The organism is Streptomyces sp. NPDC006733, assembly GCF_040636125.1.
Lineage (GTDB): Bacteria > Actinomycetota > Actinomycetes > Streptomycetales > Streptomycetaceae > Actinacidiphila.
The window spans coordinates 181,057-192,101 of the sequence record NZ_JBEYJD010000010.1 but is presented as its reverse complement, the minus strand read 5'-3'; the positions used below and the strand labels follow the sequence as shown (position 1 = coordinate 192,101).

11 protein-coding genes are annotated in these 11,045 nt (G+C 69.2%); 9 read left to right on the top strand and 2 right to left on the bottom strand.

Annotated features, from left to right (window positions below; genetic code table 11):
- Positions 1-136: 3-deoxy-7-phosphoheptulonate synthase (locus ABZ721_RS11965; RefSeq protein WP_358788505.1), on the bottom strand; the 136-nt coding region annotated here is incomplete at its 3' end.
- Positions 137-1,581: 1,445 nt separating this feature from the next.
- Here ABZ721_RS11965 and ABZ721_RS11960 point away from each other — a divergent pair.
- The 9 genes from ABZ721_RS11960 (at position 1,582) to ABZ721_RS11920 (ending at position 10,413) form a co-directional block, all read left to right on the top strand.
- On the top strand, positions 1,582-3,201 hold the full coding sequence (locus ABZ721_RS11960) for a pyridoxal-dependent decarboxylase (RefSeq protein WP_358788497.1): 1,620 nt from the start codon (positions 1,582-1,584) through the stop codon (positions 3,199-3,201).
- Positions 3,198-4,754, top strand: a complete 1,557-nt coding sequence (locus ABZ721_RS11955; protein ID WP_358788496.1) for a hypothetical protein — start codon at positions 3,198-3,200, stop codon at positions 4,752-4,754. The genes ABZ721_RS11960 and ABZ721_RS11955 overlap by 4 nt, the downstream gene beginning before the upstream one ends.
- Before the next feature lie 85 nt (positions 4,755-4,839).
- The gene (locus ABZ721_RS11950) at positions 4,840-5,271 is read left to right on the top strand and encodes a hypothetical protein (protein ID WP_358788495.1); all 432 of its coding nucleotides are present in this window, start codon (positions 4,840-4,842) and stop codon (positions 5,269-5,271) included.
- 45 nt (positions 5,272-5,316) lie between these two features.
- Positions 5,317-6,114 (top strand): hypothetical protein, encoded by a 798-nt coding sequence (locus tag ABZ721_RS11945; protein ID WP_358788494.1) that lies wholly within the window; start codon positions 5,317-5,319, stop codon positions 6,112-6,114.
- 31 nt (positions 6,115-6,145) lie between these two features.
- Positions 6,146-6,577, top strand: a complete 432-nt coding sequence (locus ABZ721_RS11940; RefSeq protein WP_358788493.1) for a hypothetical protein — start codon at positions 6,146-6,148, stop codon at positions 6,575-6,577.
- A gap of 45 nt (positions 6,578-6,622) precedes the next feature.
- On the top strand, positions 6,623-7,177 hold the full coding sequence (locus ABZ721_RS11935) for a hypothetical protein (protein ID WP_358788492.1): 555 nt from the start codon (positions 6,623-6,625) through the stop codon (positions 7,175-7,177).
- A gap of 135 nt (positions 7,178-7,312) precedes the next feature.
- On the top strand, positions 7,313-8,098 hold the full coding sequence (locus tag ABZ721_RS11930; protein ID WP_358788491.1) for an MBL fold metallo-hydrolase: 786 nt from the start codon (positions 7,313-7,315) through the stop codon (positions 8,096-8,098).
- Positions 8,099-8,197: 99 nt separating this feature from the next.
- Positions 8,198-9,688, top strand: coding sequence for an aldehyde dehydrogenase (locus ABZ721_RS11925; protein ID WP_358788490.1), 1,491 nt, complete (start codon positions 8,198-8,200; stop codon positions 9,686-9,688).
- Positions 9,685-10,413: a gamma-glutamyl-gamma-aminobutyrate hydrolase family protein gene (locus tag ABZ721_RS11920; protein ID WP_358788489.1), complete on the top strand. Its 729-nt coding sequence runs from the start codon at positions 9,685-9,687 to the stop codon at positions 10,411-10,413. Before ABZ721_RS11925 ends, ABZ721_RS11920 begins: the two co-directional genes overlap by 4 nt.
- Positions 10,414-10,459: 46 nt before the next feature.
- On the opposite strand, the gene ABZ721_RS11915 is transcribed toward ABZ721_RS11920, so the two are convergent.
- Positions 10,460-11,032, bottom strand: a complete 573-nt coding sequence (locus tag ABZ721_RS11915) for a MarR family winged helix-turn-helix transcriptional regulator (RefSeq protein WP_358788488.1) — start codon at positions 11,030-11,032, stop codon at positions 10,460-10,462.
- Between the last annotated feature and the right edge of the window lie 13 nt (positions 11,033-11,045).

Genomic DNA, 11,045 nt, shown 5'->3' with positions numbered 1-11,045 from the left:
CGAACACCAGCGGCGGATACGACTGAAGCTCCGCGAGCACAGTGCGCAACGCCTCAGAGTCGGGGTACTCGGGCTGCTGCGCCGCGGGAAGGGATCGCCAGGATTTTGGGTCCACCGCGGGCGGTTCGGGATGCACGGAGGTCGTGGTTCTGATCGGCAAGGAGGAGATGGTCACTGCGCCTCCGATATCTGAAAGTGGTGGCGCCACTCGCCGGAGCGCGGGTGCAAACCGGATTCCCGGCTTCCGAAGGCGTGGCGAATTCCGGACGGTTCCGCAGGCCCTCGCACTGATCTCCGACTTCCCTCGGAGGGGCTGATTCGGTCATCCGAACCTGAAATTCCGGATATTCAGTGCTGCTGACGGGAGGGCTCACTCCCCAGATCGTAGGGGGTGGTGCCGGCCTCGGTGGTCGGATCCTCGAAGTTAAGAAGACCAACGGAACATCGCAATCAAAGAAGACTCTTATGGCCTGCAAACGGCTATGGGTGTCCTGAGCCGGATTCTTGACAACGGCATACGTTCGGGGCGACGCGGACGCGTGCGGGTATCCGCAGATCGGGGCGGGCCGCGCGCCAGCCCGCGGCCTGCGGGCGGGCGGCCCGCCGTGCGGTCGCCGGCACACCGAGCCCGCGTCCACCGGCGGTTTCCGGGCGCTCTCGTACCCGCCCCACCAGCATCGGAAGCTACCGGAGGCCACCGTGTCCCCACAACCACGCAGGGCTCGCCCCGCGTAACGCGGCCGCCGCCGCGCGGCCTGAGGGTCCGGTGGAAAGAATGGTCACGGCGCATATCTGTTCGATAACAGGGTCTAAGTGACGATCGCCTGAACGGGAAATGGCGAACCCATCCGACATTGATCCGCGGCGCGCTGTGCGACCGCCGAGCCGACCATTCCCGGCGGCATGCTATAGGTTTCTGACGAAATTCGGACTGATGTCGAGCCGCGGATCAAGTGCGTCGAGCACCGCTGACCAGTTGTTATCGTGCTCTCTTTCCTGGGCGTCGCGGGCACTGTTTTTCAGCCAGTCCTTCTCAGGAAGATGCCTACGTAAACTTGTGACACTACTGTCCTTCTCAGCGGTGGCTGGTCAGCGTCGGATTGAAATCGCGCCATACCCCGCAGGCGGTCTTGGGATGTGAAGAAGCAAAGCTTATGTTTCACGAGTTGCGGCGTGTGCGTGCGGGCGCCGAGTGCTCGACTACTGGGGGAGTAGCCGGCCGACTTCGGATCAGGTGTTGAAACCGGAGGGGGACTGCGGTGATCAAGTGGTGGGCGAGGCACGGCAACGGACGTTCGGCCGGCGTTTCCGCCGCCCCCGTTCCCCCCGCTTCGCGTCGCGGGCCCTCCGCAGTGGACATCGCCTCCGCCCGGCGCGCTCCGCACCCACTGCGCCGGCCGGCCCGGCACTGACGGTCGCCCGGCCGTCCTTCTGATCGAACGCTCCGAACCGGACCCGGTCCCCGTCCGGCACGTCGCCGTCCTCGGCCGCTCCCGTCGCCGAGGAAGCGCCGGCTCCAGGCCATGCCTGCCCCGTACCCGGGAGGGTGGGCCCGGTATCTTGCTTTTCAAGGAGACCTCCATGAGGGAATCTCGGTCGAAGAACCCTGTCTTTGAACAGTTCCGCGGCACGAAGTCGGGTTCCGCCGCCAGGAGTGCAGCAGAGGCTCCCGTCCCTTTCGCGACACCGGAGTTCGAGAGCGGCCTGTTGCTCGACGCGTTCGACGCGCAGCTGTTCCGGGAGAACTCCCAGACGGCCGTGGCGAAACTGGAGAAGCACCTCTCCGATTTCTCCATCAAGGGCCTGGAACTGACCGAACCGGCATCGTTGTCACGGGCGGCCAGAGCCCTGATGGCCCCGGACCAGACGGGTATCGCCGCCTTCGACGAGAAGAAACTCGAGGCGATCATCGACCTGTACGTCAGGACGGGAATACAGGTGCACTCGCCGGGCTACATGGGAAGGCAGTTCTCCGGTGTCGTCCCCCTGGGCGGCGTCATCGACTTCGTCAGCTCGGTGGTCAACCAGCCCTCGTCGTTCTACGAGGCGGCGCAGTTGCCCAATGTCGCGGAACGCATCATGGCTGACGAGTTGAACCGCTTCATCGGATGGGATCAGGGACGCTTCGCGATGGTGACCACCTCGGGGGGTTCACTGGCCAATCTCACCGCATTGCTGGCTGCCAGAAACCATAAATTCCCCCATTTCTGGACCGAGGGGTCCTCACTGCTCGGCGGGCAGGCGCGGCCCGCCATCGCCGTCGGTTCCGATGTCCACTACAGCGTTTCGCGGGCCGCCGGCATCATGGGTATCGGCGAGGGGCAGATCGTCCGGCTGCCGCTCAACGACAAGCTGCAGATCTGCATGGACCAGGCCGGTCCCGCGCTGGACGCGGCCGAGCGGCGCGGCCTGCAGGTATTCTGCGTGGTCGCGTCGGCCGGCAGCACCTCGGTCGGGGCCTTCGACCCGATCGACGAGCTCGCCGACCTCGCGCGGGCCCGGGATCTGTGGCTGCACGTCGACGGGGCGCACGGCGCGAGCCTTCTCGTGTCGGACACCCTGCGCCACAAAATGCGGGGCATCGAGAAAGCCGATTCCCTGACATGGGACGCGCACAAGATGATGTTCGTGCCCGCGCCGTGCACTCTGCTGTTCTACCGGAACGAGGAACGCAGCCGCGGGGCGTTCCGGCAGACCGCGAGTTACGTGTTCGACGAAGAGGTGGACGTCTACACGGAACTCGACAGCGGCGAGCGGAACTTCGAATGCACCAAACGCCCCATGATCATGCCGCTGTGGACCCTGTGGTCCCTGTACGGCAGGGCGCTGTTCGCCGAGAAGATCGAGTACCTGTGCCAGTTGGCGGAAAGTGCCCACCGCACGCTCCAGGCCGAGCGGGATTTCGAAACGGTGCACCGTCCGGAGGCCAACATTCTCTGCTTCCGCTACCGTCCCGCGGACCTCGCGGAGGAGGACGTCCACGGATTGCAGGTGGCTATCAGGGACGAGTTGAAAATCCAGGGCAACTTCTTCATCTCCAAGGTGAACATCGGCGGCGTCGCCGCACTGCGCGTGGTGATGATGAACCACCGCATCGCAGGGGAGCATTTCCGGATGCTGCTCGGTGAGATCAGACGAGTCGGACAGATGCTGCTCGGCAGCGACCAGGGACACAACTCACAGACGGGGAACCGGCCATGAGCGAAGTGACCACCCAGCAGAAGAAGTCTCCGTCCGTCGGCGCCGTGCCTCTGGCGCGCCGACTGATTCCCGACCGGGAATGGAAGCCCGCATCCATCGACGTCGTGGCCCAGCTGCCGACCTTCGCGACGAAGATGCGCGCGTGCGAGCAGTCCTGCAAGGTGCCGTACAGCGAGGTCCCGCACGAGATCCAGGACGCCCTGGTGCTGCGCCGGCTGCAGCAGCAGGTCAACACGGTCATGCTCAACCCGCTGTGGCGCGCCCGGCTGCGGGAGGCCGGGATCACCGAGGCCCCCGACACGTACGAGGCATGGCAGCACGTTCCGCTGTCGGACAAGGACGTCCAGCGCGACTTCTTCATGGACTCGCGCCCCGGCATGGTCGTGCCGCTGAACCGCGGCGGCTTCGAGATCGTGGCCAGCGGCGGCACCAGTGGCGGCCGGCCGCTGGAGACGGTCTACCCGATACGTGAGCTGCACGAGACCTACGAGATCGCCGGCCGCTTCATGGGGACGTACCAGCTCGGCGAGTACCTGCGCGGCAGCGATCCCCGATGGCTGATCACCACACTGGCCGACTACCAGATGTGGAGCAGCGGCACGATGGTCGGCGGTGTGCTGCAGAACGTCCCCGGCATCAACTACATCGGTGCGGGCCCGGTCACCGCCCCGGTACTGGAGCACATGTTCTCGTACCCCGGGCCGAAGGCGCTGATGGGGATATCCGCCGGCATCGCGATACTGAGTGAGCTGGGCGCGAACATGAACCGTGAGGCCAGGGAGAGCTTCCGGGTCGCCCTGTACGGCAGCGGGGTGCTGCCGCAGCGCAAGCGGGTGGAACTGCGGGAGGTCTATCCCAACCTGTCCGTCCTCAGCTACTTCGCCGCCACCCAGGCGGAGACCATCGGACTGCAGCTGCGGGCCGAGTCGCCGTACCTCGCGTCGGTGCCGGGCCTGCACTTCATCGAGATCGTCGATGACGCGGGACGGTGGGTGGCCGAGGGCGAGGAGGGCGAACTCGTCGTCACCCGGCTGCACGCCCACGAGACGCCGCTGCTGCGGCTGAAACTGGGCGACAAGATGATCCGCAGGCCCCTGCTGGACGGGCCCGGGCTCAAGACGCGGCAGTTCGAGTTCTCGGGGCGCACCGGCGACGTGCTGCATCTGAATGACAGTCAGTACTCCGCCGCGCGGGCCTATGCCTCGGTGTGCGAGGAGCTGAAGACGGCCACGGCGATGGACCTGGACGCGGTGGCGCACGAGGTCCAGTTCGTCAACCACCGGGAGAGCCGGACCATCACCCTGCTCGCGTCGGTCGACGACGTGCCGGGCTGCACCTACCGGACGGATATGGCGCTGGGGCCGTACGGGGTCCAGCAGGTCTTCGTCAACGCCCTGCCGCGCTCCCTGTCGCTGTTCAACCACGGGGAGGCCAATCCCGCCGGGATTGAGAAGAGCGGCTACCACTTCCATCTCAAGTTCGTCCACAAGCTGTCGGGCGAGATCGAGCGCACGGCCGTCGGCAAGGTGCCGCTGGTGCGCGACCGTGGTTAGTGCCGCACGCGCGCGTCACGGGAGTCACCGGACCACGCGGACCACGGGAACCACGGGAACCACGAGGAGAGGGACAGGAGAGGGAATGAAGCAGAAGGTCAACATCATCGTTGTCGTGGATGTCATCGGAGCACTGTCCGGTGGCACGCTGCGCAACGGCAATCTCTGCATGATCGACGACGGATCCCTGCAGAGCGCGGGTCAGGGAACGGCCGACCTGGTCACCATCGTGGCCCCGGGGCAGACCGTCCAGTGGACGGTCCTCGCGGTCGATCTGCAGACACCGGTCGAGATCAAGAACATCGAGTTCCTCGAACCGGGCCACAACGGCAGCAGCGCGCCGCACACGTCCACGCCCTCCGAGGAGAGCGAGAAGCTCGAACTCGACGTCTGGTCCGGAGTGGTGCCGCGCTACATGACGCCCGGCGTGGCCCACAAGTACCGCTTGGAGCTGCAGATGTACGAGGGCGCGTACAGCGTCCTGGACATCGACACACCCGCGTTGATGTGTCAGTAGCCAACCCCCGTCAGTAGCGGCAGACCTGGAAGGAAAGGCGGGCTCATGGCCCAACAGTTAGCCATCATCGTGCTCGTGGACGTCGGCACGGCTCTGGAGACCAGAAGCCTGAACGGCAACACCTACCTGTTCGACAACATGAAGCTGCACGGCTCGGAGGGCGAGGGGACCGGCGGTCTGGTGACCGCGATCAACGGCTCCTGCTGGAGCGACGGGTCGCAGGCGAGCGAGCAGGTGCTGAACTGGCTGCCGTACAGCCTCGGCTCCATCCCCCCGACGGTGCCCCGCAGCTACCAGGCCGACCGGGCGCGCCAGACGGACCAGCAGGCCCTGGCCGAACTGGACGCGCTGACCGCCAAGCCCGGCGGCACCGGCGCGGACGCCGGGTCCGAGCTGGCCCGCATCCAGAAGATCGCCGGCACCCGGGTCAAGACCACGCCGCGCACCCGCGGGCTGAGCGGGCAGAAGGTCCTGGACCTCACCGGTCACGTCATCTCCAACGGGGACACGACCGCGCTCAGCTACCCCGCGCCGGTCATCACCGACATCTACGGCGAGGCCGTCGACGAGAAGATCATGTATCCGGCCGAGTACGGATCGCCGGACCTGGTCACCGACGGGTGGTACTGGTCCGCGACGGTCGACACGTCGCGGCCGGGAACGTACTCCTACACGATGCGGATCCAGCTCCACCAGCTGAAGCCGCAGGGCGGCGAACTGCTGTGGGAACCGGTGAACATGACCGCCGAGTCGCGCCTGCGGATCACGAACGAGCCCAAGCGCAACGCCTTCACCAAGGCCGGCGTGGGCCTGCTCCCGCTGGGCCCGGCCGCCCGCCCGTAACACCCCCGACCCGAGGACGAGGAGGAAGCCCATGCCCCCCAGGGCGAAGGCGCAGGAAACCGGTACGAGGCGGCCGATCGCGATCACCGCGGTGGTGGACTGCGTGGGTGCACTGGCGGCCCGCAGCATGAACGGCCACCTGTACCTGTACGACACGAACAAGGCCGGTGGCTCCACCGGCTTCGGTACCGAGCAGCTGCGGACGAAGGTGTACAAGGGCGACCAGCTGGTCTGGAACGTCCTGGCGCTGGAGTGCGAGGCGTTCGTGGCCATCGACGAGATCGTCATCGACCAGGCGGTGTGCGAACCGGTGCGCAAGGTGTACCCGGGCACCGACGTCGCCTACTGGACCGGCACGGTGAAGCAGGACGACCTGCAGGCGGTCAGCTATCAGATCAAGTTCAAGCTGGGGACGCGCGACGAGCCGATCACCAGCACCCTGCAGTCGTCCCTGATCGGCTAGGGAACCCGACCGCCGGACACGGATGCCGTGCGCCAAGGAGGAGCGTTGACGACCAGTACACGCAGCAGCGTGGAGCAGAAGCAGAACCCCGGTCAGCTGAACTCGGTACAGCTCAACATCGTCACCCTGGTCAACATGGAACGGGCGACGGCCACGGGCTCGCTGAGCGACGCGATGTACATGATGGACAACAGCATCGGCGGTGAGGGGCAGGGGACGCGGCAGCTGGAGACGGTCTGCAAGCAGGGCCAGGTCCTGAACTGGATCATCCGGCCGATCGACATGGAGAAGCGGCTGGACGGCACCTGGCCGCCGATGCCGAAGATCGCCAGCATCGTCCTCCTCGACACCGAGAAGGGCGATGAGGAGGACGTCTCCGAGCGCAAGATCTTCACCGAACTCAAGATCTACGGGATGCCGGACCGCATGCGGTCCCCGTACACGCCCGTCTACTACTACTGGGCGGGCACGGTCCTGAGCACGGCGAAGCCGGGTGTGTACAAGTACCGGCTCATCGTCGAACTGGAGCAGGACGGCAAGAAGGAGAAGCTCTACCTCAACACGATCGACCACCCGTCGATCAGGGTGATCGCCGTCTGAGATGTCCGGCCGGCGCCGCGGCGGCACCGCCCGCCGCGGCGCGCACCGGCCGGTCCCGCCGTCGTGAACGGTCCCGCCGCGGGGCGGGGCGGTTCGCGGCGGCCACCGTGTGACCGGATACCAAGGGACGGACCCATGACCGCAACGACCATCCAGTACATCGGCGGACCCACCGCGGTGATCGAGATCGGCGGCCTGCGGCTGCTGACGGATCCCACGTTCGACGCTCCGGGGGTGTACCCCGTCGGAGAGTGGGCGCTGGTCAAGGCCGTCGGGCCGGCGATCGCGGCGGAGGGCGTCGAGGCGGTCGACGCCGTACTGCTCTCGCACGACCAGCACCCGGACAACTTCGACGTGGCGGGCGCGGCGTACCTGTCGCAGGTACCGCTGACGCTCTCCACCCGCTCGGCCCGCCAGCGGGTCGGCGGCCGCGTCCAGGCGCTCGCCCACTGGGCGCAGACCGAACTGCTGCGCCCGGACGGCAGACCGCTGCGGATCACCGGGGTGCCGGCGCAGCACGGACCGGCCGGCAGCGAGCCCATCGTCGGCGAGGTCGTCGGATTCGTCCTGTCGGGCGAAGGGGTGCCCACGGTGTACGTGAGCGGGGACAACGCCTCGCTGGACGTGGTGCGGGAGATCACGGAGCGCTGCGGCCCGTTCGACGTCGTGGTGCTGTTCGCCGGGGCCGCGCAGGCGCCGTTCATCCCCGGCGCCGACCTGACACTGGGCAGCGAGCACGCGGCGGAGGCGGCGGCCATCCTGGGCGCCCCGCACGTCGTGCCGCTGCACTTCGAGCACTGGTCGCATCTGACGCAGGGGCGCGAGACGCTGGTGGAGGCCTTCGAGCGGGCCGGGCTCAGTGACCGGCTGCACCTGCTGGACCCGGGGCAGAGCACGGAGGACCTGGGCGGGAAGAGCTGACGGCGCGGCCTTGTGCGGTGTCCCCGGAGCGCATATCGTTTGGAGTCAAACAACCTGCCGGCGCAGAGCGTGCGGACTCCCGCGGAACCGGGGACACCCATGGCGGACGACACCTACGCACAGTGGCTGCGGCGGGCCGAAGCGCTGCGGCCGCCGACCGCGCACCACATCGACGGCGCGGACGAGCCCGGCGGCGGGGACACGTTCGCCGTCGTCGCGCCCCGCGACGGCCACCTGCTGGCGCGGGTCGCCGACGCGGGCGCCGCGGAGGTCGACCGGGCCGTGGCCGCCGCGCGCCGCGCGTTCGACTCCGGTCCCTGGCCGCGGCTGTCACCGGCCGACCGGGGCCGCGCGCTGATCCGGCTGGCCGACCTGATCGAGGAGCACCGCGCGGAACTCGCCCTGCTGATCACCCTGGAGATGGGCAAGCCCGTCACCGAGGCGCAGGGCATCGAACTGCGCGCCGCCGCCACCACCTTTCGCTGGTACGGGCAGCTCGCCGACAAGCTGAGCGACGAGTCCCCGCACGTCGCGCCGGACGCGCTCGCCCTGGTCACCCGGGAGCCCACCGGCGTGGTCGGCGCGGTCGTGCCGTGGAACTTCCCGCTCACGCTGGCCTCCTGGAAGCTCGCCCCGGCGCTGGCCGCGGGCTGCACCGCGGTCCTCAAGCCGTCCGACCGCTCACCGCTGTCGGCGCTGCGCCTGGGACGGCTGGCGACCGAGGCGGGCCTGCCGCCGGGGGTGCTGAACGTGGTCACCGGCGAGGGCCCGGCGCCCGGCCGGGCCCTGGGGACGCACCCTGACGTCGACGTGCTCGCGTTTACCGGATCGACCGCCGTCGGACGCCACTTCCTGCGCTACGCCGCGGACTCCAACCTCAAGCGGGTCTGGCTCGAACTCGGCGGCAAGTCGCCGCACATCATCCTGCCGGACGCGCCCGATCTGGCCCGCGCCGCCGCGACGGCGGCCTGGGGGATCTTCTTCAACCAGGGCGAGATGTGCACCGCCCCCTCCCGGCTGCTCGTCCACCGAGCGATCGCCGAACGCGTCGTCGACGACGTCGTGGGCCACGCCCGCCTGCTGCGGGTCGGCGACCCGCTGGACCCGGCCACCCAGATGGGGGCGCTGGCCGGGGAGGGGCATCTGCGGCGGGTGCTGGAGCACATCGACGGCGGCACCGCCGACGGCGCCCGGCTGCGGACCGGCGGCGAGCGCGTCCGCCTCGACAGCGGCGGCACCTACCTGCAGCCCACCGTCTTCGACCGGGTGGACCCCGCCTCCCGCCTCGCCCGCGAGGAGATCTTCGGACCGGTGCTGTCGGTCCTGACCTTCGACGACCTGGACGAGGCCGTCGCGCTCGCCAACGCCACCGAGTACGGCCTCGCGGCCGGGGTGTGGACCTCCGACCTGAGCACCGCGCACCGCGTCGCGCGCGCCCTGCGGGCCGGGACGGTCTGGGTCAACTGCTACGAGGAGGGCGACCTGACGGTGCCGTTCGGCGGCATGAAGCAGTCCGGCAACGGGCGCGACAAGTCGGCGCACGCGCTGGAGAAGTACACCGAGCTGAAGACCACCTGGATCCAGCTGTGACGGGGCAGCGCCCGCTGATCGCCCTGCCCGCCCGCTTCAGCGCCACCACCTCCGCCCTGCGCTACGCCGCCGAGGTCACCGCCCGCGCCCTGGTCGAAGCGGTCTGGCGGGCGGGCGGCGAGCCGCTGATGATGCACCCGCACGCACCCGGCGGCACGGCCGACCCCGCCGAGGTGGCCGCCCGGCTGGCCCGCTGCGACGGGCTGCTGCTGCCCGGCGGCGGTGACGTCGCACCGCACCGGTACGGGGCCGCCGGCCCGCACCGCGGCGTCTACGACGTGGACGACGAGCAGGACGGCTTCGACCTGGCGGCCGCCCGCCGGGCGCTGGACGCGGGCCTGCCGCTGCTCGCGGTCTGCCGCGGACTGCAGGTCGTCAACGTCCTGCTGGGCGGCACCCTCGAACAGGACATGGGCGGCCCGGACCGCGAGCACCGGCACCGGGTGCACCCGGTGCGCGTGGAGTGCGGATCACCGCTCGCGGGCCTGCTGGGGGCACGGGAGGTCAACGTGTCGTGCTACCACCACCAGCGCGTCGACGGCCTCGGCACCGGCCTGGCGGTCGCCGCCCGCGCCGCCGACGGCACGGTCGAAGCCCTCGACCTGCCGGGCGCGGCAGCCTGGTTCACCGCCGTGCAGTGGCACCCGGAGGACACCGCGCACCAGGACCGGGGCAACCAGGGCCTGTTCGACGCGCTGGTGCGCGCCGCCCGGAACCGGTCGTGACCCCGCCCGCTCCTCCGGCTCGACGGCTTCTACGGCTCTACGGTTCCTACGCCTTGGCGCGGCGCCCGCTGTGGCGCGGAGTGGGCGCGGCGCCGTCGAGCAGGTCCAGCCGGCGCTCCTCGCCCTGCGTCTCGACCTGGACGACGATGCGGCGCAGCACGTCCGCGGTCCGCCGGCACTCCTCGTCGCTGAGCTGCCCGGTGACGAACGCCTCCTCGGCGTTGAACTCGGGGAACAGCTCGGCGAGCAGGCGCTCGCCCTGGTCGGTGAGGCTCAGCAGCACCCGCCGGCCGTCGGAGGGGTGCACGGCGCGGACGACCAGGCCGCGCGACTCCAGCGTGCGGACCACCCCGGTGAGGGTGCCCTTGGAGATCCCGGCCTCCTCGGCGACGAAGCGGGTCTCCCGCTCGCCCCAGATCCACACCACCCACAGCACCACGAACCCGGTCCAGGTGAGGTTGGAGCCGCGCAGCACCGAGTTCTCGACGTGCTGACGCACGGCGGAGGCGGCGCGGTAGATGTTGGAGACGACGGCCATCTGGTCATGGCGGATCGAGGTGCCGCCGAGCTTGGACCGGACCAGCTTCTCGGTCTCGGCGATGGAATGCTCCGCGGACACGGACCCCTCCTTG

Excerpts from the sequence above, each read along its gene's own strand:
- ABZ721_RS11960 (WP_358788497.1), top strand. The coding sequence starts at position 1,582 with ATGAGGGAATCTCGGTCGAAGAACCCTGTCTTTGAACAGTTCCGCGGC.
- ABZ721_RS11955 (WP_358788496.1), top strand. The coding sequence starts at position 3,198 with ATGAGCGAAGTGACCACCCAGCAGAAGAAGTCTCCGTCCGTCGGCGCC.
- ABZ721_RS11950 (WP_358788495.1), top strand. The coding sequence starts at position 4,840 with ATGAAGCAGAAGGTCAACATCATCGTTGTCGTGGATGTCATCGGAGCA.
- ABZ721_RS11945 (WP_358788494.1), top strand. The coding sequence starts at position 5,317 with ATGGCCCAACAGTTAGCCATCATCGTGCTCGTGGACGTCGGCACGGCT.
- ABZ721_RS11940 (WP_358788493.1), top strand. The coding sequence starts at position 6,146 with ATGCCCCCCAGGGCGAAGGCGCAGGAAACCGGTACGAGGCGGCCGATC.
- ABZ721_RS11930 (WP_358788491.1), top strand. The coding sequence starts at position 7,313 with ATGACCGCAACGACCATCCAGTACATCGGCGGACCCACCGCGGTGATC.
- ABZ721_RS11925 (WP_358788490.1), top strand. The coding sequence starts at position 8,198 with ATGGCGGACGACACCTACGCACAGTGGCTGCGGCGGGCCGAAGCGCTG.